Below are 23,490 nucleotides of genomic sequence, written 5' to 3' on the forward strand. Positions count from 1 at the left end.
TTCGGCGAAGGCGCGCTCCGATGCCGCCCGCCGTACCTCCCGAAGCCCAGACCTCCGAGCCGTGGTGGAACCGGCGGTGGCTCCTCATCCTGCTGGTGCTGGCAGCGGCGGTGCCGCTGCTCTGGCCGCAGACGCCGCCGCTCGTCGACCTGCCGGGGCATATCGGCCGCTATCGGGTCCAGCTCGGGATCGACGAATCCCCGTTCCTCGCGCGCTTCTACACGTTCGATTGGGCAATCATCGGCAACCTCGGCGTCGACCTGCTGATCGAGCTGCTCGCGCCGATCTTCGGGCTGGAGCTCGGGGTGAAGCTGATCGTGCTGGCGATCCCGCCGATGACCGTCGCAGGCTTCCTGATGGTGGCGCGGGAGATCCATGGGCGCGTGCCGCCAACCGCCTTCTTCGCGCTGCCGCTTGCGTATGGTTATCCCTTCCAGTTCGGCTTCGCCAACTTCGCGCTGTCGATGGCGCTGGCGTTCCTCGCCTTCGCTCTGTGGCTGCGGCTGGGGCGGACCGGGCGGTGGCGGCTCAGAGCAGTCATTTTCGTGCCGCTGTCCTGCTTCATCTGGCTCTGCCACACGTTCGGCTGGGGCCTGCTCGGTCTGCTCGCCTTCGCCGCCGACAGCGCCGACCAGCGCGACCGGCACGGCGCGACCCGCATCCAGGCCTTCTTCCACGGCGCACTCCACTGCCTGCCGCTGGCGCTGCCCTTCCTGCTGATGCTGGCCTGGCGCAGCGGCGGGGTGGCGGGCGTCACCGCCGACTGGTTCAACTGGGACGCCAAGGGCCGCTGGCTGATCGGAATGCTGAAGGAACGCTGGGTGACTTGGGACAAGGCGGGCGCGGTGCTGCTGCTGGCGCTGCCGGTGCTGGCGGTGATCCGGCTCGGCTTGAAGTTCCGGCACGCGATGGCGCTCGCGACGATTTTCCTGGCGCTCCTGTTCGTGGTGCTGCCGCGGATCGTCTTCGGATCCGCTTATGCCGACATGCGGCTGGTGCCGTTCCTGGTCGCGGTGGCGCTGCTCGGCATCGCGCCCAAAGGCTGGTTCGAGCGCCGATTGTCCGGGGCGATCGCGGTCGCGGCCCTGTTGTTCTTCGCCTCTCGCCTCGCGGTCACGACCTCGACCTTCGCGGACATCGACCGGGCGTGGCGGGGGCAGCTCGTCGCGCTGGACCATGTCACGCGCGGATCCCGGGTGCTGGTGCAGGCGGCAGTCCCCTGCTCGCGCACCTGGCACACCAACCGAATGGAGCACGTGGGCAGCTTCGCGATCGCCCGGCGCGACGCCTTCACCAACGATCAGTGGTCGATGCCGGGCGCGCAACTGATCGGGGTCGGATACAAGGACGGCGCCCCGTTCGTAGGCGATCCTTCGCAGATCCTGCGCATCAATCCGCGCTGCATGGGCTATGGCGAGACGACCCTTGCCCGAACGCTTCGCGTGCTGCCGGAACGCGCCTTCGACTATGTCTGGTTCATCGATCTGCCGCGCGGCCTCTGGCCCGAGGACCCGCGCCTGGTGCCGGTCTGGAACGGCGGCGCGAGCGGGATCCTCTACCGGTTGGCCGGCTCCGCAACGAGCGCGAGCGAGACGCCGAACGGGAGGGCGGTGCGACCGACGAGGTGACGCTCCAGGCCGAACAGCCCCTTGAGGAGGCTGTTGACCGGCTTGGGCGGAATGGCGTCGTCGCCGCCTTCGCGCTTGAGCAGCTTGCCCGCGATCCGGGCGCTGGCGATCAGCGGGAACAGCACCGTGTTGAAGTGGCTGCGGTAGCGGATGCGGTAGCCGGCCTCCTCGAACACCTTGGTTAGCGAGGCGGCGGTGTAGCGCCGGTGATGGTGGTGCGCGGCGTCGTGGCTGCTCCACATCCAGGGCGACGCCGGAACGGTGACGAGAAACCGCCCGCCCTTCGCCAGCTTCGGGCGAAGCGCCTTGAGGGTGCCCAGGTCGTCCGGAATATGCTCGAGCACGTCGAGCAGGACGATGGCGTCGTATGCGCCGTCGTCGAGTTGCACCCCGTCGGGAAGCAGGCCTCCCTTTACGGCGATTCCGCTCCGGGCCGAGGCGAGGGCGCGGGCGGGCTCGTCCGGCTCGATCGCGTCGACCCTCCCGTAGCGCTGGAGCAGTTCGAGGTTGGAGCCGGTGCCGCAGCCGACCTCCAGGATGCTCGCGCCCGGCCCGAGTCCGGCCTGCCGCTCAATGAGGCGGGCAATGATGTCGCGGCGGGCGGCGAACCACCAATGTTCGGCGTCGATCTCGGCCATGCGGTCGAAGACGGCGCGCTCCATCAGGATTGCTCCTCTTCGATGCCGATGCGGCGGCTGACGACGTAGATCGGGCGCTGCTTGGCCTCGATCAGGATGCGGCCGATATATTCGCCGAGCACGCCCAGCGAGATGAGCTGGACGCCGCCGAGGAAGAGGGTCGCCACCATCATCGATGCATAGCCGGCGACGTCGATGCCGAGGATTGTCGTGCGGACCACCAGGAAGCCGGCGTAGACGATCGAGAGCAGGGCGATCACCACCCCGACATAGCTCCAGACCCGCAGCGGCAGGGTGGAGGTGGAGGTGATGCCGTCGAGCGCGAGTGTCCACAGCTTCCAGTAGTTGAACTTGCTCTTGCCGACTTCCCGCCGCGCGCGGTCATATTCGACTGCCGTCTGCTTGAAGCCGCCCCAGGCGAACATGCCCTTCATGAAGCGGTTGCGCTCCGGCATCCGCTTGATCGTGTCGACGACCTTGCGATCGAGCAGCCGGAAGTCGCCGGCATGCTCAGGGATCTTGTCATGCGAGATGTAATTGTGCGCGCGGTAATAGAGGTCGGCGGTCAGGCGCTTGGGCAGGCTGTCTGCGCGGCGGTTGCGGCGGACGCCGTAGACGACTTCGAAGCCTTCGCGCCACTTGGCCAGCATTTCGCCCAGCACCTGCGGCGGGTCCTGCAGGTCGACGTCCATTGGAACGACCGCGGCGCCACGGGCATAGTCGAGACCTGCAGTGAGCGCCGCCTCCTTGCCGAAATTGCGCGACAGGGAGAGGCCGTGGACCCGCGCATCGCGCGCGTTGGCGACTTCGATCGCGGCGAGCGTCGCATCCTCGCTGCCGTCGTCAATGAACAGGATTTCCCAGGTCGGGGCGCCGGTGGCGCTCGGCAGCAGCCGGTCGAGCAGGGGCGCCACTTCGGCGACGAAGGGCGCCACCCCCATCTCCTCGTCCTTGACCGGGACGATGAGGGTCAGCGTCGGCCTTTCGCCCGCTTCGCTGCGGGCGCCGGTCATTTGGTCGGGGGCGAACAGGATGGACATGGGTCTCAGCCAAGCACCCGATGCCTGTTCGGCGGAAAGGTCAAGAGGCTCACCCGAACACCCAGCGGCGGTTGAGCCCGAAAACGACGAGCGGCGTGACGCCGAGCACCAGAGGATAGGGTGCCCAAAGGGGTAGGTCGAGCTGGACCACCAGCAACCAAACCCAGAGCTGGTTGAGCCCGAAGCTGATCAGCGACACGACGACGAACCGGCTGCCTGTCCTGGCGAGATTGTCGCGCGTGCCGTGGCCGCGGAAGCTCCAGCGGCTGTGAACGACGTAGCCGACGAGCACGGCGGCGACGTAGCCGAACGCCCACGCAAGGTTGGGGTCCATCCCGCGCGCCGCCAGCACCCAGTAGACGCCGATATTGACGATCGTGGTAAGGCCGCCGGTCAGCGCATAGCGGCCGAACTGGCTCAATATGTCGGAATGGCGCCTCAACAGCGCGTGCGGGCTCATGAGGGTGCGGCTTGTCCTTTTCGCGCCAGCGACTAGGGCCTGTACTCGACCCTCGCAATGGTCGTGATCCGGGCGACCGCTATGCGGCGGGCGGCTTTTGACGCGCAGCCGCGTCCTTCGTCGGTCACGATGCGTCAGCATCGCTCCCTCCTCACTCCTCGCTGTGCGCCAAAATCCGCTCCGTCACGGCCATTGCGAGGGTCGAGTACAGGCCCTAAGCCCGGCCAAGGGGTTGAAAAGGGCGAAAGAAGCAGGTGACGAGGGGGCAGGGCGCCAGTTGGTTCGAGCGGCACTGGCGCTTGCTGATCCTGTTCGTCTGGCTCGGCGCCGCGGCGCTGCTCCTCTACCAGCGCTGGCTTCCGATCCGCTGGTTCGCGCTCGGCGACACCGACGACAATCTGCGCATGATGCAGGTGCGGGGCCTGCTCACGGGGCAGGGCTGGTTCGATCTCAGGCAATACCGGCTCGACCCGCCGTTCGGCGCGAGCGTGCATTGGTCGCGCCTCGTCGACCTGCCCATCGCGGGCATCAAGCTTGCCCTGACACCATTCATGAGCGGCGCAATGGCCGAGAAGGTGGCGGTCGCTGCGGCGCCGCTGCTGCCGATGCTCGTCACGATGGGCGCTACGGCAGTGGCGATCCGCAGGATCCTCTCGGCCAACGCGATACCGGTCGGGCTGGGCCTGCTGCTCTGCGCGCATTCGGTGCGCGGCATGTGGATGCCGCTCCGCATCGATCACCATGGCTGGCAGCTGGCGATGCTGAGCCTTGCGGCGCTCGCGCTGACCGACCGCAGGCCGGCGCGTGGCGGCCTGCTGCTCGGGGCGGCGACGGCGGTGTCGATCACGATCGGGCTGGAGATGCTGCTCTACCTCGCGGCCGCCGGCTCGGTCGTCGCCTTGATGTGGGTGCGCGACGGGCGCGAGGCGCCGCGCCTCGCCGCCTATGGTGCGAGCCTCGCTGCCGGTTGCGGCCTCGGCTTCCTGCTCTTCGCCTCCAACGACAACCGTTTCGCGGTCTGCGATGCCCTGTCGCCGGTCTGGCTGACCACTCTCGGCGCCGCCGGAGCCGCGGCGGTGCTGCTGTCGCGGTTGCGCACCGACAGCTGGATGAAGCGCCTGACAGTAGGCGCCGCGGCCGGCGTCGCGGTGGCGGCATTCTACGCCCTGGCCTGGCCGCACTGCCTCGGCCGGCTCGAAGGCAGCTCGCCCGAGCTGGAGGAGATGTGGCTGAGCCGGGTGCGGGAGGCGCGGCCGATCTATACGCACAGCTCACTGGTGATGGCGGCGGTGCTGGCGCTGCCGGCGGCGGGGCTGATCGGCTATGGCCTGATGCTGTGGCAGCGGCGCCGCGACGTCGAGGCGGCGCTTCCCTGGGTGGCGCTGGCTTTCCTCGCGATCTTACCGGCGGCGCTGCTCTTCTGGCAGACCCGGGCGGGGCCGGCGGCGCAATTGCTCTCGATCCCGGGGGCGGCGGCGCTGGCCTGGGCGCTGATCCTCAAGGCGCAGGAACAGCGGCTGATGCTGGTCCGGGTGCTGGGCTCGGTGCTGGCCTTCTACGTCGTGTCGGGCTTCGCGGTGCAGAATGCGGTGCAGCAGATCGACCGGGAGAAGCCGAACAAGCGGCAGCAGGCGGTCAACCAGGCGAACGGCAAATGCCCGACGCTGGCGGCGCTGCGGCCGATCGCACAGCAGCCGCGAGGCTATGTGCTGACGCATGTCGACCTCGGACCGCGGCTGATCACCGTTACCCATCACGACGCGGTCGCGGGGCCCTATCACCGCAACCAGCAGGCGATCCTGGACGTGATGAAGGGCTTTCGCGGAACGCCGGAGGCGGCGCGGGCCACGATCGCCAGGCGCGGCATCGATTATGTGCTGATCTGCCCCGGCCTCTCCGAAAGCACGGTCTACACCGCCGAGGCGCCCAAGGGCTTCTACGCGCAGCTCGTCAGGGGGCAGGTGCCGGGGTGGCTGGCGCCGGTCGCGCTGCCGAAGGACAGCCCCTACCGGATGTGGCGGGTCGTCACACCTGGATCGCGAACGCCGAGTTGATCCCGTCGATCACGAATTGCGCCGCCAGTGCGCCGAGGATGACGCCGAGCACGCGGGTGATCATCGCTTCCACCTTGTGTCCGAGCAGCCGCATCAGCGGGCCTGCCGCAAGCAGCGCGACCAAAGTCAGCAGCAGGATCGTCGCCAGCGCGCCGAGAACGACCAGCGACTGATCGAGCCCGTTGCTGCGCGCCATCAACAGCATGATCGACGCGATCGACCCCGGGCCGGCGATCATCGGGATCGCCATCGGGAATACGGAGATGTCCTCGATCTCCGGCGTGGCGTTGACCTCGTTGGCGCGGGTCTCGCGGCGGGCCTGGCGCTTCTCGAACACCATCTCCAGCGCGATCAGGAACAGCATGATGCCGCCCGCGATCCGGAAGGCGGGCAAGCCGACGCCGAGTGCGCGCAGCAGATCCTCTCCGAACAGCCCGAAGAAGAGCAGGATGCCTGAGCCGATCGCGACCGACCGGATCGCCATCGACCGACGATGCGCCGCCGTCGCGCCGCTGGTCAGGCTGGCGAAGATCGGGGCGCAGCCGGGGGGGTCGATCACCACGAAAAAGGTGACGAGGGCCGAGACGAACAGCTCGATCATGGCGCGGTGGAGTCTACTTTGTCTTCGATCACACGGTCATATTCGTTGCCATCCCACAGATAGACCGTCAGCGTGCGGCCGCCGTTCGTATTCACATGCCAAATCCACACCAGAGTTCCGTCATCTGAAAACCCTGCACCACCGCCTACTGGGACGACGATCGGTCGTTGCCCGGGCGTCTTCGTGCAAGAGGCTGTTAGCAGCTTAGGTTGTTCGGGCGCGTTCCTTGGCTTCGTTAGAGTATCGCCATGGTCCAGAAGCCATTTCCATTCGCCGTCCGGCTGCTTCTGCCAGGCCGTGGTGAAATAACCGCGTGAGCCGCCGAGTACGGACGGGCCCGTCGTCACGGCGGTGTTGCCGTCGCAGGAGACGAAGGCCTCAGCGGGCCACCACATGTAGCCGAGTAAAGGATCTTTGCGATCCTTGAGGAAGTCGTGGGCGCCGACTTGCTGTGGCACGAACATGATCGCGCCCGGCGCTGCGGTGGCGCGGAAGGCGGTCCACATGCCTTCGGTTTGTGCCCGCGCGGCGAAGTCGCGTTCGGCTTCGACGGCGGTCTGGGGAGAAGCTGCGATCAGGAGCAATGAGCTCAATGCAAGCACCAAAACCCGTTCGTCTCGAGCGAAGTCGAGAGACGCGTGTGGTGAGTCTGTGCCAGCGTTTCTCGACTTCGCTCGAAACGAACGGAGGTCGGGGATGCTCACAGGCCCTCCGGTGGCGAGAGGCCTGCGCGGGCGTGGGCGGCGGCGAGGGTGTTGCGGAGGAGGACGGCGATGGTCATCGGGCCGACGCCGCCGGGTACCGGAGTGATCGCGCCCGCGACCTCGGCGGCGCTGTCGAAATCGACGTCGCCGACGAGCTTCGTCTTGCCCTCATTATCGACGACGATGCGGTTGATGCCGACGTCGATCACGGTGGCGCCCGGCTTCAACCAATCGCCGCACACCATTTGCGGACGGCCGACCGCGGCGACCACGATGTCGGCGCGGCGCACCACCGCGGGCAGGTCCCGGGTGCGGCTATGGGCGATGGTGACGGTGCAATTCTCCTGGAGCAGGAGCTGGGCCATCGGCTTGCCGACGATGTTCGAGCGGCCGAGCACGACAGCCTCGAGGCCGCTGAGGTCGCCGAGCCGGTCCTTGAGCAGCATCAGGCAGCCGAGCGGCGTGCACGGGACGAGCGCCTGCTCGCCGACCGCGAGCCGGCCGGCATTGGCGACGTGGAAGCCGTCCACGTCCTTGGCCGGGTCGATGGCGGCGATCACCGCCTTCTCCTCGATGGAGGAGGGAAGGGGCAGCTGGACGAGGATGCCGTCGACCCGTTCGTCGGCATTGAGCTGCTCGACCAGCGCCAGCAGCTCCCCCTGGCTGGTCGTATCGGGCAGGCGATGCTCGAAGCTTTCCATGCCCGCTTCCAGCGTCGCCTTGCCTTTGGAGCGAACATAGACCTGGCTCGCAGGGTCGTCCCCGACGAGCACGACAGCAAGGCCGGGTGCCCTGCCGCCCGTGACGGTTCTATAATTCTCGACGCCTATGGCGACCCGCGCGCGAAGCCGTTCAGCGAAGGCCTTGCCGTCGATGATCGCGGCGCTCACGTGCCGCCTCAATAAGCGAGGTCGGCGGCGAGCCCGCTGAGCAGGATGCGGACGATGTAGATGAGCAGCAGCACGACGATCGGCGAGAAGTCGATGCCGCCGAAATCGGGGAGGATGCGGCGGATGGGCCGGTAGAGCGGCTCGGTGATGCGGTCGAGCGCGTTGAGGAACGAGCGGACGAAATCGTTATAGGTGTTGATCACGTTGAAGGCGACCAGCCAGCTGAGGATCGCCTGCGCGATGATGACGTAGGTCAGCACCCGCAACAGCAGATCGAACACACCGAAAATGGCCTGCAGCATCAAAATCTCCCCGCGACTGCGGGTTCATGTAGGGAAGCGGCGCGAAGGGGGCAATGCGGCTAGTGCGCCGCCGCGGCCGGCGCGGCGGCGTCCAGCCGGCGTCCGAGGCCGACCGCCAGGTAGATGAGCGGCGGCACCAGAAGCGCGGAGAGCACCACCTTCGCCAGCATCTGGCCGAGCAGCAGATCGCCGATCGGGAAGACGCCGTAGAAGGCGATGGTGATGAAGAGCAGGGTGTCGACGATCTGGGAGAGGACCCCCGCCACCGCGGAGCGCAGCCAGAGCAGGCTTCCGCCTTCGCGCTTCATACGGCTGAAGATGGTGACGTTGAGGAGCTGCGAAACGCCATAGGCGACGATGCCGCCCAGCCAGATCCGCGGTGTCGAACTCATGATCCGCTCGAACGCCCCGAGCCGCGCCGGCTCCATCTTGTCCGCCGCGGGGACCGCCAGCACCAGCAGGGTCAGCAGCAGCGACATGAGCAAAGGCACGAAGCCGATCACGACCAGCCGGTTGGCGGTGGCGCGGCCGTGGAGCTCGGCGACCGCGCTCGACAGCACGACAAGCAGGAGGAAGGCGAAAATCCCCGCCTCCACCGCCAGCGGCCCCAGGGCCACCTGCTTGTTGCCGAGCACGCCGGCGATGCAGACCATGCCGCCATAGATGATGGCGAAGGTGAAGAGCGAGCGGGAGATTGCGGGCGCGGGACTGGTCGACATGGAGCGCGGTCCTACTGGCTTTCTCTTCGCGACAAAAGGGCTTGCGGCGGGCGCGGCTTAGCGGGCAAGCCGGGCAGGTTGCGTGCCGGGGGAGCGAGTGATGGAACGACTCTTGTTGGGGCTGGCCGGGATCGCCCTGATCCTTGCGCTTGCGGTGCTGCTCTCGTCCAACCGCCGAGCAATCCGCCTGCGCGTGGTGGGCGCCGCCTTCGCGCTGCAGGCAGGCATTGCGGCTTTGGTGCTCTATACGCCTTGGGGCCGGGCCGCCATCGCGGCGATGGCGCGCGGCGTCTCCAATCTGCTCGGCTATGCGGGCAAGGGTACCGAATTCCTGTTCGGCCCATCGGCGACAAACCCGCTCGCCAATACGTTTGCGATCGCGGCGCTGCCTGTGATCATCTTCTTCGCCTCTCTGGTCGCGATCCTCTATTATCTCGGCATCATGCAGCGGATCGTTCGCTGGGTGGGCGGCTCGATCGGCTGGGTGACTGGGATCACTCGCGTTGAATCGCTGAGCTCCGCCGCGAACATCTTTGTCGGCCAGTCGGAATCGCCTTTGGTGATCCGCCCCTATCTCGCTGCGCTGCCGCCGACGCAGCTCTTCACCGTTATGGTGGTCGGCATGGCGGGCGTGGCCGGGACCATCCTCGCCGCTTATGCAAGCCTGCTCGGCGACCAGTATCTGCCATTCCTGCTCGCCGCCGCCTTCATGTCGGCGCCGGGCGGCATCCTGATGGCCAAGATCATGATGCCCGACGAGCCGGTCCGCGAGGGTGAGTTGCCGCTCCCGGGCGGCAGCGGCGACCATATCGACGTCGCCGAGACCTTCGAGGAAGGCGAGCGCCCCGCCAACGTCATCCAGGCGGCGTCACAGGGCGCGCTGACCGGCGTCCGCCTCGCCGTTGCCGTCGGCGCCATGGTGCTCGCCTTCGTCGCCCTCGTCGCGCTCGCCAACGGCATCCTTGCGGGCATCGGCGGCTGGTTCGGGGTCGAGGGCCTGACGTTCCAGCGGATCGTCGGCTACGTCTTCCAGCCGATCATGTTCCTGATCGGCGTGCCGTGGGCCGAGGCGGGCACCGCAGGCGGCCTGTTCGGCACCAAGCTGGTTCTCAACGAATTCGTCGCCTTCATCGATCTGGGCGCATTGCCGGCGGGCACGCTCAGCGACCGCAGCCGCGCCATCGTCACCTTCGCCCTCTGCGGCTTCGCCAATTTCAGCTCGATCGCGATCCAGATGGCGGTGACGGGAGGGCTTGCGCCGAACCAGCGGCCGATGATCGCGAAGCTCGGCATCCGCGCGCTGATCGCCGGCTCGCTCGCCAATCTGATGAGCGCCGCGTTGGCGAGCCTGCTGCTCCCGGGCTGATGCCGGAACTCGACCGCGCCGCGATCTACAAGGCCTTTCACGAGGCTGTGAACATGGCGCCCGCTGAACTCGAGCAGTGGCTCGCCACGCCGGAGAGCCTCAGCGTCGGGCAGAAGAAGCAAGGCGGGGAGTCGGTCGGCCATGCATCTGGGCGTCGGATCGTCGCCATCCTGCGGACGCCCAAGGCCAGGCTCGGCGACGACGATTATCTCCACATGCGCAAGGTCGTCGGCTTCGTCCGCCGACATCGGGCGCAGGAGCCCGCCAACATGGTCACCTCGCGCTGGCGCTACTCCCTGATGAATTGGGGCCACGATCCCTTGAAGTAGCGGAACGCCGCCGCACCTAGGCAGTTGAGCGAGCAATTCACCCAAGCGGAGGCAGCAATGGCGGGCAGCAAGACGGGCAATAACAAAAAGGGCTATCGCGACAATATCGAGGAGCTGACCCTCAACAACGTGGATTTCAGGCGGGTGCTCTACACCGGCCAGAACATCCAGCTGGTGCTGATGACGCTGAAGCCAGGCGAGGAGATCGGCGAGGAGGTCCACGAGGACAAGGACCAGTTCTTCCGCTTCGAGTCCGGACAGGGCGAGGTGCTGATCAACGACAAGTCCAACCCGGTCGAGGACGGCATTGCTGTGATCGTGCCCGCGGGCGCCAAGCACAATGTCCGTAACACCGGCGACGATCCGCTGACCATGTACACGCTTTACGGCCCGCCCGATCACAAGGACAAGACCGTCCACAAGACCAAGGAGCAGGCCGAGAAGGACCACGATAACGACGAATATGACGGCAAGCCGACGGAGTAGGCGGCGTCGCTGACCAGTGGTAGAACGGCGCCAGGCACGCCGAAGGAACTGGCATGCCCCACCAGGACGAGGAGCCCGGTGGAAGGCGGGCTCGACTAAGGTCTGAGGCCGCCGTCGCGAGGCACGAAGCGCGGATGCGCCAGTCGGCGCTCGCTGACGAGCGCGCCTTAAGGGCGGCCGAGCAGAGGATGGCCGCCGCTGCCGCGGCGCACGAGCTCCGGCTCGCCCAGATGGAGGCGCGCATGGCTGCTCGTTTGGGTCGGCCGCCGAGACCGCCGGGACGTCCCCGTCGGCCGGAGGGCGGGGAGGGGATCCCTGCGGTTCCGAAGCCCAAGCCGAGCCCGCTGGCGGGCGGCGCGGCCGAGCCGATCGATGGGGATCGCACCTCCGCGAGCTTGTAAACATCCTCCGTTGACCCACATGGGAGTCGCGGTTATAGGCCGCGTCGCCCCGGGGGCTGGTGGTGGTTTCATGCGAAACCGGATGCCGTTCCCGCGAGGGGCAAGAGCTTGAACATTGCAGCACGACCAAGGGCCTGGGGGGCCGTTACGGCCGCCGGGGCGTTTGCGCGTTTTGCGTGCCTGCAAAGTAACTTATAAGGAAGTGAAGGCTTCATGCCGACGATCAACCAGCTGATCCGCAAGGGTCGCGAGCCGCAGAAGGCCAAGTCCAAGGTCCCTGCGATGGAGCAGAACCCGCAGAAGCGCGGCGTCTGCACCCGCGTCTATACGACGACCCCGAAGAAGCCGAACTCGGCGCTGCGCAAGGTGGCGAAGGTCCGCCTGACCAACCAGCGCGAAGTGATCAGCTACATCCCCGGCGAGGGCCACAACCTCCAGGAGCACTCGGTGGTGCTGATCCGCGGCGGCCGTGTGCGCGACCTTCCGGGCGTGCGCTACCACGTGCTGCGCGGCGTGCTCGACACCCAGGGTGTCAAGGACCGCCGTCAGAGCCGCTCCAAATACGGCGCCAAGCGTCCCAAGTAACTGACACGAGTAAGCCCCGGACAGGTTCCGGAACAGGCTGAAGAGAAAGGAATCCAGAATGTCCCGTCGTCGTCGCCCAGAGAAGCGCGAAATCCTTCCCGATCCGAAGTTCGGGGACCTCGTCCTCTCCAAGTTCATGAACAGCGTGATGCTGGACGGCAAGAAGTCGACCGCCGAAGGCATCGTCTATGGCGCGCTCGAGACCGTCGAGACCCGCGCCAAGCGCGAGCCGATCGGCGTGTTCCATGACGCGCTCAACAACATCAAGCCGGGCATCGAGGTCCGCAGCCGCCGCGTCGGCGGCGCGACCTACCAGGTTCCCGTCGAAGTGCGCCCCGAGCGCGCCCAGGCGCTGGCGATCCGCTGGCTGATCTCGGCCGCCCGTGCGCGCAGCGAGAACACAATGTCGGCACGCCTTTCGGGCGAGCTGATGGACGCGGCCAACAACCGCGGCAATGCGGTCAAGAAGCGTGAGGACACGCACCGCATGGCCGAAGCTAACCGCGCCTTCTCGCACTACCGCTGGTAAAAATCGTCCCTATATCGTCGGAAGCGGGCAAGGGCCCGCTTCCCGACATTGGAGTTTAAGATCATGGCCCGCAGCCATACGCTCGACCGCTATCGCAACATCGGCATCATGGCCCACATCGACGCCGGCAAGACGACGACGACCGAGCGCATCCTCTATTACACCGGCAAGTCTTACAAGATCGGCGAGGTCCATGAGGGCACCGCGACCATGGACTGGATGGAGCAGGAGCAGGAGCGCGGGATCACGATCACCAGCGCCGCCACCACCTGCTTCTGGAAGGCGGAAGAGGGCCAGGGCCCCGAGCACCGCATCAACATCATCGACACGCCGGGCCACGTCGACTTCACCATCGAGGTCGAGCGTTCGCTGCGCGTCCTCGACGGCGCGGTCGCCTGCTTCGACGGCGTCGCCGGCGTCGAGCCGCAGTCCGAGACCGTCTGGCGCCAGGCCGAGAAGTACAAGGTCCCGCGGATGTGCTTCGTCAACAAGCTCGACCGCACCGGCGCGAACTTCGACATGTGCGTCGGCATGATCAAGGACCGCCTCGGCGCGCGTCCAGCCGTCCTTTATCTCCCGATCGGCATCGAGAGCCAGTTCAAGGGCCTGGTCGACCTGGTCAACAACCGCGCCATCATCTGGCTCGAGGAGAGCCTCGGCGCGAAGTTCGAATATCGGGACATTCCCGAAGACATGGTCGATGTGGCCGAGGCAGCCCGCATGGAGCTGATCGAGATGGCCGTCGAGCAGGACGACGACATCATGGAGGCGTATCTCGGCGGCGAAGTGCCGGAAGCGGCGACGCTGAAGAAGCTGATCCGCAAGGGCACGCTGAACTTCTCGTTCGTGCCGGTGCTGTGCGGCTCCGCGTTCAAGAACAAGGGCGTGCAGCCCCTGCTCGACGCGGTCGTTGACTATCTGCCGAGCCCGCTCGACATCCCGCCGGTGGAGGGCCTGAAGCTCGACGGCGAGACTACCGACACCCGTCCGCCGTCCGACGACGCGCCGTTCTCTGCGCTCGCGTTCAAGATCATGAACGATCCGTTCGTCGGCACGCTGACCTTCGCCCGCATCTATTCGGGCAAGCTGGAGACCGCCTCGTCCGTGACCAATTCGGTCAAGGACAAGAAGGAGAAGGTCGGTCGCATGCTGCTGATGCATGCCAACGACCGCGAGGACATCCAGGTGGCCTATGCCGGCGACATTGTCGCGCTGGCCGGCCTCAAGGACACCACGACGGGCGACACGCTCTGTGCCGCCAACGCGCCGATCATCCTGGAGCGGATGGAGTTCCCCGATCCGGTGATCGAGGTCGCCGTCGAGCCCAAGACCAAGGCCGACCAGGAGAAGATGGGCGTCGCGCTCAACCGTCTCGCCCGCGAGGACCCGTCCTTCCGCGTGAGCTCGGACAATGAGAGCGGCCAGACCATCATCAAGGGAATGGGCGAGCTCCACCTCGAGATCCTGGTCGACCGCATGAAGCGCGAGTTCAAGGTCGAGGCCAATGTCGGCGCTCCGCAGGTCGCGTATCGCGAGTCGCTCGCGAAGAAGGCCGACGTGGACTACACCCACAAGAAGCAGTCGGGAGGCTCCGGCCAGTTCGGTCGCATCAAGTTCACGGTGGAGCCGGGCGAGCGCGGCCAGGGCGTGGTGTTCGTCGACGAGGTGAAGGGCGGCAATATTCCCAAGGAATATATCCCGTCGGTCGAGAAGGGCATCCGCGAGATCGCCGCTACGGGCTCGCTGATTGGCTTCCCGATCATCGATTTCACCGCGACGCTCTATGACGGCGCCTATCACGACGTCGACTCATCGGCGCTGGCGTTCGAGATCACCGGTCGCGGCGGCATGCGCGAAGCGGCCCAGAAGGCCGGGATCAAGCTGCTCGAGCCGATCATGAAGGTCGAGGTCGTGACGCCGGAGGATTATCTGGGCGACGTGATCGGCGACCTCAACAGCCGGCGCGGCCAGATTCAGGGCACCGACAGCCGCGGCAATGCACAGGTCGTCGAGGCGATGGTGCCGCTTGCCAATATGTTCGGCTACGTTAATGAGCTCCGTTCCTTCTCGCAGGGCCGCGCTCAGTACACGATGCACTTCTCGCATTATGACGAAGTGCCCGCGAACGTGGCCGAAGAGGTCAAGGCGAAGCTCGCGTAACTTTTTGATTTTGAAGAAAGACGAAGGGTAAACCACAATGGCGAAGGCAAAATTCGAGCGGACGAAGCCGCACTGCAACATTGGCACCATCGGTCACGTCGACCATGGCAAGACGTCGCTGACGGCGGCGATCACGAAGGTGCTGGCCGAGACCGGCGGCGCGACCTTCACCAGCTATGACAATATCGACAAGGCGCCGGAAGAGCGTGAGCGCGGCATCACCATCTCGACCGCGCACGTCGAGTATGAGACCACCGCCCGCCACTATGCGCACGTCGATTGCCCGGGCCACGCCGACTATGTGAAGAACATGATCACCGGCGCTGCCCAGATGGACGGCGGCATCCTGGTGGTGTCGGCCGCCGACGGCCCGATGCCGCAGACCCGCGAGCACATCCTGCTCGCCCGTCAGGTCGGCGTGCCGGCGCTGGTCGTGTTCATGAACAAGGTCGACCAGGTCGACGACGAGGAGCTCCTCGAGCTGGTCGAGCTCGAGATCCGCGAGCTGCTCTCGTCCTACGACTTCCCGGGCGACGACATTCCGATCGTCAAGGGTTCGGCTCTGGCCGCGCTCGAGGACAGCGACCGCAAGATCGGCCACGACGCGATCCTGGAGCTGATGGCGGCTGTCGACAGCTACATCCCGCAGCCGGAGCGTCCGCTCGACAAGCCGTTCCTGATGCCGATCGAGGACGTGTTCTCGATCTCGGGCCGCGGCACCGTCGTCACCGGCCGCGTCGAGACCGGCATCGTCAAGGTCGGCGAGGAAGTCGAGATCGTCGGCATCAAGGACACCCGCAAGACCGTCGTCACCGGCGTCGAGATGTTCCGCAAGCTGCTCGACCAGGGCCAGGCGGGCGACAATATCGGCGCGCTGATCCGCGGCGTCGGCCGTGAGGAAGTCGAGCGCGGGCAGGTTCTCTGCAAGCCGGGCACGATCAAGCCGCACACCGACTTCTCGGCCGAGGTTTACGTCCTCTCCAAGGACGAGGGCGGCCGTCACACCCCGTTCTTCGCCAACTATCGTCCGCAATTCTACTTCCGCACGACCGACGTGACGGGCGAAGTGGTTCTGCCGGAAGGCACCGAGATGGTGATGCCGGGCGACAACGTGAACCTGAAGGTCAAGCTGATCGCTCCGATCGCCATGGACCAGGGCCTGCGCTTCGCGATCCGCGAAGGCGGCCGGACCGTCGGCGCAGGGGTTGTCGCGGAGATCACGAAGTAATATAGGGCCGTCAGCCGCGCGGGTCCGAAGGATTCGCGCGGCTCGCCTTTCAGTATGAGTTCTTGGCCGGTCCGGGGCCGCTTGGCCCCGGGATGGTCTTGTTTGGTTTGCTCCTTCGGGAGCTGGCTCTTTGCAATCGGTAAGCAGGTTATGGAAACGCAGAACATCCGCATTCGCCTGAAGGCGTTCGATCATCGTGTGCTCGATCAGGCCACTGGCGATATCGCTGACACCGCTCGGCGCACGGGTGCTCTTATCCGCGGTCCCATTCCGCTGCCGACGCGCATCGAGAAGTTCACCGTCAACCGCTCGCCCCACGTCGACAAGAAGTCGCGCGAGCAGTTCGAGGTGAGGACGTACAAGCGGCTGCTCGACATCGTCCAGCCGACCCCGCAGACGGTCGATGCTTTGATGAAGCTCGATCTCGCAGCGGGTGTGGACGTCGAGATCAAATTGGCCTAAGAGCCCGGCACGGCGCGCGATTTGGACGCGCCGAGCCAACGAAAATGTGGGGTCCCCGCCAAGTATCACTTGGTGGGGTGCACATGGGATACCGCGGGAGCCTAGCTTCCGGACTGCGTCCCCGCCGTTTCGCCTTCGGGTGGAGCACGAGCCCAGGCGGGGCACGCATCACAATTTGGGCTACATGCCCCCGGCAATGGTGCCGCGGGGCCTCTGTCATAGGAGTATGGTCATGCGCACCGGCGTGATCGCGAAGAAAATGGGGATGACCCGCCTGTTCCAGGAAGACGGCCGCCACGTGCCGGTCACCGTCCTGGCGCTCGACAATGTCCAGGTCGTGGCACGCCGCGAGAGCGACCGTGACGGCTATGTCGCCGTCCAGCTCGGCGCCGGCAGCGCCAAGGCCAAGAATCTTTCCAAGCCGCAGCGCGGCCACTTCGGCAAGGCCGAGGTGGAGCCGAAGGCGCGGCTCGCCGAGTTCGTCGTCGCCGAGGATGCGCTCCTCGACGTCGGCGCCGAGCTCACCGCCGACCATTATGTCGCCGGCCAGTTCGTCGACATCCAGGGCTGCACGCAGGGCAAGGGCTTTGCCGGCGGCATGAAGCGCTGGGGCTTCGGCGGCATGCGCGCCACCCACGGCGTCTCCATCTCCCACCGTGCGCTCGGCTCGACCGGTCAGCGCCAGGATCCGGGCCGCGTCTTCAAGAACAAGAAGATGGCCGGCCATATGGGCGCCAAGAACCGCACCCAGCAGAATCTCGAGATCGTCCGCACCGACGCCGCGCGCGGGCTGCTGTTCGTGAAGGGCTCCGTGCCCGGTCACAAGGGCGGCTGGCTGCTGGTGAAGGACGCGGTCAAGATCGCCCGTCCGGACGCTGCGCCCTATCCGGCCGGCATTCGCGAGATCGCCCGCGAGATCGAAACCGAGGAAGCTCCGGCCGGCATGGTCGAAGAGGCCGCGGTCCATGAAGTTCCGGCTCTGCCGGGCGCCGAGGAAGTCGCCGCGATCGCTGCTCAGCAGGAGGCCGGCGCGGCTGACGCCGCCGGCGCCGCCGAGGGCGGAGCGGACACTGGCGCCTCGCCGGCCGCCGACGAGAGCAAGGAAGGCTGATCATGAAGGTCAAGGTTCAAACCCTCGATGGCGCCAATGGCGGCAACGACATCGAGCTGAACGATGAGGTGTTCGGCGTCGAGCCGCGCGCCGACATCCTGCACCGCGTCGTCACCTGGCAGCTCGAGAAGCGCCGCGGCACCGCCCGCGCCGCCCGCGAGCGCTCGGATGTCGCCCGCACCGGCAAGAAGTTCGGCCGCCAGAAGGGCGGCGGCACGGCTCGCCACGGCGATCGCCGCGCTCCGATCTTCGTCGGCGGCGGCAAGGCGCACGGTCCGCGCGTTCGCGACTTCAATCCGTCGCTGAACAAGAAGGTCCGCGCGCTCGGCCTGAAGATGGCGCTGTCGAGCAAGGCTCGCGACGGTCAGCTGATCGTTATGGACAATCTGGACGTCAGCGAAGCCAAGACCAAGTCGCTCAAGGAGCAGCTCGGCAAGCTCGGCTTCGGCAAGACGGCGCTGGTGATCGACGGTGACGCGCTCAACGTCGGTTTCGCCCAGGCCTCGTCCAACCTCCGGGAGATCAACCTGCTCCCGGCGGTCGGCGCCAACGTCTACGACATTCTCAAGGCAGATACCCTGGTGCTGACGCGCGCCGCGGTCGAAAAGCTGGAGGCGCGTTTCAATGGCTAAGAAGCCGGCCAAAGCGGCGGTCGACATCAATCATTATGATGTCGTGCTCGCCCCCCACATTACCGAGAAGACGACTCTGCTTTCCGAGCAGAATGCGGTCGTGTTCAAGGTCGCGAACACCGCGTCCAAGCCGCAGATCAAGGCGGCGGTGGAAGCCCTGTTCAACGTCAACGTCACCGGCGTGAACACGATCGTCCAGAAGGGCAAGTCGAAGCGCTGGAAGGGCCGTCCCTACACCCGCGCCGACGTCAAGAAGGCGATCGTGACGCTGAAGGACGGCGACTCGATCGACGTCACCACCGGTATCTGAGGCTAGGACAAGATGGCACTCAAGACCTACAATCCGACGACCTCGTCGCAGCGCGGCCTGATCCTCGTCGACAAGTCGGCGCTGTGGAAGGGCAAGCCCGTCAAGGCGCTGACCGAAGGCAAGCGCAAGACCGGCGGCCGCAACAACAAGGGCCACGTCACCTCGCGCGGCATCGCCGGCGGCCACAAGCAGCGGTACCGCTATGTCGACTTCAAGCGTCGCAAGTGGGACGTGCCGGCCACCGTCGAGCGGCTGGAATATGACCCGAACCGCACCGCCTTCATCGCGCTGGTGAAGTATGAGGACGGCGAGCTCGCCTACATCCTGGCGCCGCAGCGCCTTGCCCCGGGCGAGACGATCGTCGCCGGCAGGAAGACGGACGTGAAGCCGGGCAATGCGATGGAGCTCGGGCAGATGCCGGTCGGCACCATCGTCCACAATGTCGAGATGCGTCCGGGCAAGGGCGGCCAGATCGCCCGTTCGGCCGGCACTTATGTGCAGGTCGTCGGCCGTGACCGCGGCATGGTCATCGTCAGGCTCAATTCAGGCGAGCAGCGTTATATCCGCTCCGACTGCATGGCCACCGTCGGCGCGGTGTCTAACCCGGACAACCAGAACCAGAACTTCGCCAAGGCCGGCCGCTCGCGCTGGATGGGCAAGCGTCCGCTGACCCGCGGCGTCGCGAAGAACCCGGTCGACCACCCGCACGGCGGCGGCGAAGGCCGCACCTCGGGCGGCCGTCATCCGGTCACCCCCTGGGGCAAGCCGACCAAGGGTGCGCGCACCCGCCACAACAAGGCGACGGACAAGATGATCATCCGTTCGCGTCACGCGAAGAAGAAGAGGTAGAGATGGCCCGCTCCGTCTGGAAAGGACCGTTCGTCGAACTGTCCCTGCTGAAGAAGGCAGAGACTGCTCAGGAAACCAATGCGCGCGCGCCGATCAAGACCTGGTCGCGGCGCTCGACGATCCTGCCGCAGTTCGTCGGCCTCACGTTCAACGTCTACAACGGCCGCAAATTCGTTCCCGTCTCGGTGAACGAGGAGATGGTCGGGATGAAGCTCGGCGAGTTTGCGCCGACCCGCTACTTCCCGGGCCACGCCGCCGACAAGAAGGGCAAGAGGTAAGCCATGGGCAAGGAAAAGAGCCCCCGCAAGGTCGCCGACAACGAGGCGCTCTCGGTCGGCACCACCATTCGTGGCTCGGCGCAGAAGCTGAACCTCGTCGCGGCCCTGATCCGCGGTCGCAAGGCCGAGGACGCGCTGAACATCCTCACCTTCTCCAAGAAGGCGATGGCGGTGGACGTGCGCAAGGTGCTCGCCTCGGCGATCGCCAATGCCGAGAACAACCACAATCTCGATGTCGACGCGCTCGTCGTCGCCGAGGCGTCGGTCGGCAAGTCGATTTCGATGAAGCGCTTCACGCCGCGCGCCCGCGGCCGTTCGAGCCGGATCGTGAAACCGTTCAGCCGCGTGCGCATCGTCGTCCGCGAGCAGCAGGAAGCGTAAAGACATGGGTCAGAAGAGCAATCCGATCGGCCTCAGGCTGCAGATCAACCGGACCTGGGACAGCCGCTGGTACGCCGACGGCGACTCCTATTCGCGGCTGCTGCTGGAGGATCTCAAGATCCGCAACTTCATCATGAAGACGCTGCCGCAGGCGGCGATCTCCAAGGTGGTGATCGAGCGTCCGGCGAAGCTGTGCCGCGTCTCCATCTATGCCGCGCGCCCGGGCGTGATCATCGGCAAGAAGGGCTCCGACATCGAGAAGCTGCGCAAGCAGCTGGGTGCGATGACGTCCAGCGACGTGTCGCTGAACATCGTCGAAATCCGGAAGCCCGAGATCGACGCGCGGCTCGTCGCCCAAGGCATCGCCGATCAGCTGGAGCGCCGGATCGCGTTCCGCCGCGCGATGAAGCGCGCGGTGCAGTCGGCAATGCGGCTCGGTGCCGATGGCATCCGCGTGGCCTGCGGCGGCCGTCTCGGCGGCGCGGAAATCGCCCGCAGCGAAATGTATCGCGAGGGCCGGGTTCCGCTGCACACGCTGCGGGGCAACGTGGATTATGCCGAGGCGCAGGCCCACACCGCTTACGGCGTGTGCGGCGTCAAGGTCTGGATTTTCAAGGGCGAAATCCTCGGCCACGATCCGATGTCGCAGGACCGCCTGATGATGGAGGCTCAGACCTCCGGCGTCCGTCCGGCCCGCGACGACCGTCGTTAATCGGCGCCGCTAAGGAACAAGAGAAATGTTGCAACCGAAACGCACCAAGTTCCGCAAGGCCTTCAAGGGCCGGATCCATGGCGATGCCAAGGGCGGCACGGACCTGAACTTCGGCGCCTATGGCCTGAAGGCGATGGAGCCGGAGCGGATCACCGCGCGCCAGATCGAGGCGGCCCGCCGCGCGATCACGCGCCACATCCGCCGCCAGGGCCGTCTCTGGATCCGCATTTTCCCGGACGTGCCGGTCTCGTCCAAGCCGGCCGAAGTCCGCATGGGCTCGGGCAAGGGTAGCCCGGAATTCTGGGTCGCCCGCGTCAAGCCGGGCCGGATCCTGTTCGAGCTGGACGGCGTGCCCGGCCCGATCGCCAAGGTGGCGTTCGAGCGTGCGATGGAGAAGCTTCCGATCAAGACCAAGGTGGTTGCCCGCCTCGGCGAGACTTTGGTCGGGGAGGAATAAGATGGCGAAGAAGATCGACGACCTGAAGACCCGCAGCGACGACCAGCTCAGCGAGCAGCTCGGCGAGCTGAAGCGCGAGCAGTTCAACTTGCGCTTCCAGGCTGCCACCAACCAGCTCGAGAAGCCGTCGCGTGTCCGTGAGGTTCGCCGCAGCATCGCGCAGATCAAGACCCTTCAGGGCGAGCGCTCGCGCGCCGCTCAGAAGTCCTAAGGAGTAGACGAATGCCGAAGCGCGTTCTCACCGGCCAGATCGTGTCGGACAAGACGGACAAGACCGTCGTGGTGAAGGTCGAGCGGCGGGTGAAGCACCCGCTCTACGGCAAGATCATCAAGCGTTCCAAGAAGTATCACGCCCATGACGAGGCGAACGAGTTCAAGCAGGGTGAGACCGTCCGCATCGAAGAGACGCGGCCGATCTCGAAGCTGAAGACCTGGAAGGTGATCGAGCGTGTCGACACGCACGCCACGCCGGAACGGGCCGACAACGCCTGAGGCTTGAGCCTGATTTTTGTAAGCTGATCGCCGGGCGGGCCCCGGTTGAAGTGAAAGGGAAATGGATCGATGATCCAGATGCAGTCTAACCTTGAGGTCGCCGACAATAGCGGTGCCAAGCGCGTCCAGTGCATCAAGGTGCTCGGCGGGTCGAAGCGCCGCTTTGCCGGCGTCGGCGACATCATCGTCGTCTCGGTCAAGGAAGCGGCCCCGCGCGGCCGCGTCAAGAAGGGCGACGTTCACAAGGCGGTCATCGTCCGCACGGCAAAGGACATCCACCGCGCCGACGGCTCGACGATCCGCTTCGATTCGAACGCGGCCGTGCTCGTCAACAACAATGCGGAGCCGATCGGCACCCGTATCTTCGGTCCGGTCGTCCGCGAACTGCGCGCGAAGAAGCATATGAAGATCATCAGCCTCGCGCCGGAGGTGCTGTAATGGCCGCTGCGAAGATCAAGAAGGGCGACAAGGTCGTCGTCCTGTCCGGCAAGGACAAGGGCAAGCACGGCGAGGTCACCAAGAGCCTTCCGAAGGAGGGCAAGGTGATCGTGTCGGGCGTGAACATCATCACGCGCCACCGCAAGCCGACGCAGACGAACCCGCAGGGCGGGCTCGAAAAGGCGGAAGCGCCGCTGCACGTGTCGAAGGTGGCGCTCGAGGATCCGAAGACGGGCAAGCCGACGCGCGTCCGCTTCGAGGTCCGTGACGGCAACAAGGTCCGCGTCGCGGCGCGGTCCGGGGAGACGATCAATGGCTGAGGCCAAATATACGCCGCGCCTGAAGCGCGACTATGACGAGCGCATCGCGAAGGCGATGACCGAGAAATTCGGCTACAAGAACCGTCTCGAGGTTCCGAAGCTGGAGAAGATCGTCATCAACATGGGCGTGGGCGAAGCGACCCAGGACAAGAAGAAGGTCGAGGTCGCTGCGTCCGAGATGGAGCTGATCGCGGGCCAGAAGCCGGTGATCACCAAGGCCAAGAAGTCGATCGCGCAGTTCAAGCTGCGCGAGGGCATGCCGATCGGCGTCAAGGTCACGCTCCGCCGCGAGCGGATGTACGAGTTCCTCGACCGTCTCGTGACGGTGGCCCTGCCGCGCGTCCGCGACTTTCGCGGCCTCAACCCCAAGTCGTTCGACGGCCGCGGCAATTATGCCATGGGCCTGAAGGAGCAGATCATCTTCCCGGAGATCAGCTACGACCGCATCGACAAGGTGCGCGGCATGGACATCATCGTCACCACCACCGCGAAGACGGACGACGAGGCGCGCGAGCTGCTGCGCCTTTTCAACTTCCCGTTCCCGCGCACCGAAGAGGATCAGAAGCAGGCGGCCTGAGGCCCCTGTTTCTAAGCAGAGAGAAGAGAGCTTAAGTCCATGGCGAAACTGAGTTCCATCAACAAGAATGAGCGTCGCAAGAAGCTGGTCAAGAAATATGCGGGCCAATATGCGAAGCTGAAGGCGATCGCGGACGACGAGTCCAAGGACGATACCGAGCGCCTGATCGCGCGCCTGAAGATGGCCGAGATCCCGCGCAACGGTAACCCGACCCGGGTCCGCAATCGCTGCGGCCTGACCGGCCGTCCCCGCGCCAATTATCGCAAATTCGGCCTCTCGCGCATCATGCTGCGGGAACTGGGCAACAAGGGTCTGATCCCCGGCCTCACGAAGTCGAGCTGGTAAGGTAGA

Annotated in this window: 32 protein-coding genes; 24 read left to right on the forward strand and 8 right to left on the reverse strand. The window is 66.0% G+C overall.

All coding sequences use genetic code 11. The annotated features are described in order from the left end of the window. Positions 1–20: 20 nt before the first annotated feature. Positions 21–1,628 carry a hypothetical protein gene (locus AC5JBD_RS06710; RefSeq protein WP_495720980.1) on the forward strand — a complete coding sequence of 536 codons (1,608 nt, stop codon included), beginning with the start codon at positions 21–23 and terminating at the stop codon, positions 1,626–1,628. On the opposite strand, the gene AC5JBD_RS06715 is transcribed toward AC5JBD_RS06710, so the two are convergent. From AC5JBD_RS06715 to AC5JBD_RS06725, 3 genes are read right to left on the reverse strand one after another with little or no spacing between them, the layout of a single operon-like run. Next, positions 1,556–2,290, reverse strand: coding sequence for a class I SAM-dependent methyltransferase (locus AC5JBD_RS06715; protein WP_495720981.1), 735 nt, complete (start codon positions 2,288–2,290; stop codon positions 1,556–1,558). The two genes, AC5JBD_RS06710 and AC5JBD_RS06715, sit on opposite strands and share 73 nt — an antisense overlap. Next, positions 2,290–3,306: a glycosyltransferase family 2 protein gene (locus tag AC5JBD_RS06720; protein ID WP_495720982.1), complete on the reverse strand. Its 1,017-nt coding sequence runs from the start codon at positions 3,304–3,306 to the stop codon at positions 2,290–2,292. Before AC5JBD_RS06720 ends, AC5JBD_RS06715 begins: the two co-directional genes overlap by 1 nt. A 49-nt stretch (positions 3,307–3,355) precedes the next feature. Then, positions 3,356–3,766 (reverse strand): GtrA family protein, encoded by a 411-nt coding sequence (locus tag AC5JBD_RS06725; protein WP_495720983.1) that lies wholly within the window; start codon positions 3,764–3,766, stop codon positions 3,356–3,358. A 254-nt stretch (positions 3,767–4,020) separates the two neighbouring features. On the opposite strand from AC5JBD_RS06725, the gene AC5JBD_RS06730 reads away from it, so the two are divergent. Further along, on the forward strand, positions 4,021–5,820 hold the full coding sequence (locus tag AC5JBD_RS06730) for an AcrB/AcrD/AcrF family protein (RefSeq protein WP_495720984.1): 1,800 nt from the start codon (positions 4,021–4,023) through the stop codon (positions 5,818–5,820). Here the strand turns inward: AC5JBD_RS06730 and AC5JBD_RS06735 are convergent. The 5 genes from AC5JBD_RS06735 to AC5JBD_RS06755 all read right to left on the reverse strand — a co-directional run bounded on the left by AC5JBD_RS06735 (position 5,792) and on the right by AC5JBD_RS06755 (position 9,036). Further along, on the reverse strand, positions 5,792–6,421 hold the full coding sequence (locus tag AC5JBD_RS06735; RefSeq protein ID WP_495720985.1) for a MarC family protein: 630 nt from the start codon (positions 6,419–6,421) through the stop codon (positions 5,792–5,794). The genes AC5JBD_RS06730 and AC5JBD_RS06735 overlap by 29 nt on opposite strands. Further along, positions 6,418–7,005, reverse strand: coding sequence for a Cif family virulence factor (locus AC5JBD_RS06740; RefSeq protein WP_495720986.1), 588 nt, complete (start codon positions 7,003–7,005; stop codon positions 6,418–6,420). Before AC5JBD_RS06740 ends, AC5JBD_RS06735 begins: the two co-directional genes overlap by 4 nt. A 116-nt stretch (positions 7,006–7,121) precedes the next feature. Then, positions 7,122–8,015: a bifunctional methylenetetrahydrofolate dehydrogenase/methenyltetrahydrofolate cyclohydrolase FolD gene (gene folD / locus AC5JBD_RS06745; protein WP_495720987.1), complete on the reverse strand. Its 894-nt coding sequence runs from the start codon at positions 8,013–8,015 to the stop codon at positions 7,122–7,124. A gap of 8 nt (positions 8,016–8,023) precedes the next feature. Then, complete coding sequence (locus AC5JBD_RS06750) at positions 8,024–8,317, reverse strand: YggT family protein (protein ID WP_495720988.1); 294 nt, start codon at positions 8,315–8,317, stop codon at positions 8,024–8,026. Positions 8,318–8,376: 59 nt separating this feature from the next. Beyond that, positions 8,377–9,036, reverse strand: a complete 660-nt coding sequence (locus AC5JBD_RS06755; RefSeq protein WP_495720989.1) for a queuosine precursor transporter — start codon at positions 9,034–9,036, stop codon at positions 8,377–8,379. Positions 9,037–9,136: 100 nt separating this feature from the next. Between AC5JBD_RS06755 and AC5JBD_RS06760 the strand changes: the two genes are divergently transcribed. The 22 genes from AC5JBD_RS06760 (at position 9,137) to rpsN (ending at position 23,484) form a co-directional block, all read left to right on the forward strand. Further along, the gene (locus AC5JBD_RS06760; RefSeq protein ID WP_495720990.1) at positions 9,137–10,402 is read left to right on the forward strand and encodes a NupC/NupG family nucleoside CNT transporter; all 1,266 of its coding nucleotides are present in this window, start codon (positions 9,137–9,139) and stop codon (positions 10,400–10,402) included. Next, positions 10,402–10,731, forward strand: a complete 330-nt coding sequence (locus tag AC5JBD_RS06765) for a DUF3140 domain-containing protein (protein WP_495720991.1) — start codon at positions 10,402–10,404, stop codon at positions 10,729–10,731. The genes AC5JBD_RS06760 and AC5JBD_RS06765 overlap by 1 nt, the downstream gene beginning before the upstream one ends. Before the next feature lie 57 nt (positions 10,732–10,788). Beyond that, positions 10,789–11,217 (forward strand): cupin domain-containing protein, encoded by a 429-nt coding sequence (locus AC5JBD_RS06770; RefSeq protein WP_495720992.1) that lies wholly within the window; start codon positions 10,789–10,791, stop codon positions 11,215–11,217. Between the two features lie 614 nt (positions 11,218–11,831). After that, positions 11,832–12,203, forward strand: coding sequence for a 30S ribosomal protein S12 (gene rpsL, locus AC5JBD_RS06775; RefSeq protein WP_028969180.1), 372 nt, complete (start codon positions 11,832–11,834; stop codon positions 12,201–12,203). Between the two features lie 58 nt (positions 12,204–12,261). After that, the gene (rpsG, locus tag AC5JBD_RS06780; RefSeq protein WP_495720993.1) at positions 12,262–12,732 is read left to right on the forward strand and encodes a 30S ribosomal protein S7; all 471 of its coding nucleotides are present in this window, start codon (positions 12,262–12,264) and stop codon (positions 12,730–12,732) included. Positions 12,733–12,795: 63 nt separating this feature from the next. Continuing rightward, positions 12,796–14,892, forward strand: a complete 2,097-nt coding sequence (gene fusA, locus AC5JBD_RS06785; protein WP_495720994.1) for an elongation factor G — start codon at positions 12,796–12,798, stop codon at positions 14,890–14,892. A 37-nt stretch (positions 14,893–14,929) separates the two neighbouring features. After that, a complete protein-coding gene (gene tuf, locus AC5JBD_RS06790; RefSeq protein WP_495720995.1) occupies positions 14,930–16,120 on the forward strand; it encodes an elongation factor Tu in 1,191 nt (396 codons plus the stop codon). Between the two features lie 150 nt (positions 16,121–16,270). Further along, positions 16,271–16,582, forward strand: a complete 312-nt coding sequence (gene rpsJ / locus AC5JBD_RS06795; protein WP_028969184.1) for a 30S ribosomal protein S10 — start codon at positions 16,271–16,273, stop codon at positions 16,580–16,582. A gap of 232 nt (positions 16,583–16,814) precedes the next feature. Further along, complete coding sequence (rplC, locus tag AC5JBD_RS06800; RefSeq protein WP_495720996.1) at positions 16,815–17,693, forward strand: 50S ribosomal protein L3; 879 nt, start codon at positions 16,815–16,817, stop codon at positions 17,691–17,693. 2 nt (positions 17,694–17,695) lie between these two features. Next, positions 17,696–18,325, forward strand: a complete 630-nt coding sequence (rplD, locus tag AC5JBD_RS06805; RefSeq protein WP_495720997.1) for a 50S ribosomal protein L4 — start codon at positions 17,696–17,698, stop codon at positions 18,323–18,325. After that, positions 18,318–18,635: a 50S ribosomal protein L23 gene (locus AC5JBD_RS06810; protein ID WP_495720998.1), complete on the forward strand. Its 318-nt coding sequence runs from the start codon at positions 18,318–18,320 to the stop codon at positions 18,633–18,635. The genes rplD and AC5JBD_RS06810 overlap by 8 nt, the downstream gene beginning before the upstream one ends. A gap of 12 nt (positions 18,636–18,647) precedes the next feature. Beyond that, complete coding sequence (gene rplB / locus AC5JBD_RS06815; protein WP_495720999.1) at positions 18,648–19,484, forward strand: 50S ribosomal protein L2; 837 nt, start codon at positions 18,648–18,650, stop codon at positions 19,482–19,484. A 2-nt stretch (positions 19,485–19,486) separates the two neighbouring features. Beyond that, positions 19,487–19,762 (forward strand): 30S ribosomal protein S19, encoded by a 276-nt coding sequence (gene rpsS / locus AC5JBD_RS06820; RefSeq protein ID WP_295370812.1) that lies wholly within the window; start codon positions 19,487–19,489, stop codon positions 19,760–19,762. Positions 19,763–19,765: 3 nt separating this feature from the next. Continuing rightward, positions 19,766–20,143 (forward strand): 50S ribosomal protein L22, encoded by a 378-nt coding sequence (gene rplV / locus AC5JBD_RS06825; protein WP_495721000.1) that lies wholly within the window; start codon positions 19,766–19,768, stop codon positions 20,141–20,143. Between the two features lie 4 nt (positions 20,144–20,147). Continuing rightward, positions 20,148–20,855 (forward strand): 30S ribosomal protein S3, encoded by a 708-nt coding sequence (rpsC, locus tag AC5JBD_RS06830; RefSeq protein WP_495721001.1) that lies wholly within the window; start codon positions 20,148–20,150, stop codon positions 20,853–20,855. Positions 20,856–20,880: 25 nt separating this feature from the next. Then, a complete protein-coding gene (gene rplP, locus AC5JBD_RS06835) occupies positions 20,881–21,312 on the forward strand; it encodes a 50S ribosomal protein L16 (protein ID WP_495721002.1) in 432 nt (143 codons plus the stop codon). Between the two features lies 1 nt (position 21,313). Next, a complete protein-coding gene (gene rpmC, locus AC5JBD_RS06840; protein WP_495721003.1) occupies positions 21,314–21,523 on the forward strand; it encodes a 50S ribosomal protein L29 in 210 nt (69 codons plus the stop codon). Positions 21,524–21,534: 11 nt separating this feature from the next. Further along, positions 21,535–21,804: a 30S ribosomal protein S17 gene (gene rpsQ, locus AC5JBD_RS06845; protein WP_495721004.1), complete on the forward strand. Its 270-nt coding sequence runs from the start codon at positions 21,535–21,537 to the stop codon at positions 21,802–21,804. A 69-nt stretch (positions 21,805–21,873) separates the two neighbouring features. Beyond that, entirely contained in the window at positions 21,874–22,242 is a 369-nt protein-coding gene (gene rplN, locus AC5JBD_RS06850) for a 50S ribosomal protein L14 (protein WP_044450113.1), read from the forward strand. Next, the gene (rplX, locus tag AC5JBD_RS06855) at positions 22,242–22,562 is read left to right on the forward strand and encodes a 50S ribosomal protein L24 (RefSeq protein WP_495721005.1); all 321 of its coding nucleotides are present in this window, start codon (positions 22,242–22,244) and stop codon (positions 22,560–22,562) included. Before rplN ends, rplX begins: the two co-directional genes overlap by 1 nt. Beyond that, positions 22,555–23,139, forward strand: coding sequence for a 50S ribosomal protein L5 (gene rplE / locus AC5JBD_RS06860; protein WP_495721006.1), 585 nt, complete (start codon positions 22,555–22,557; stop codon positions 23,137–23,139). The genes rplX and rplE overlap by 8 nt, the downstream gene beginning before the upstream one ends. A 39-nt stretch (positions 23,140–23,178) precedes the next feature. Continuing rightward, on the forward strand, positions 23,179–23,484 hold the full coding sequence (rpsN, locus tag AC5JBD_RS06865; RefSeq protein WP_495721007.1) for a 30S ribosomal protein S14: 306 nt from the start codon (positions 23,179–23,181) through the stop codon (positions 23,482–23,484). The last annotated feature ends 6 nt before the right edge of the window (positions 23,485–23,490 follow it).

The sequence above is a fragment of the Allosphingosinicella sp. genome, from assembly GCF_059502505.1.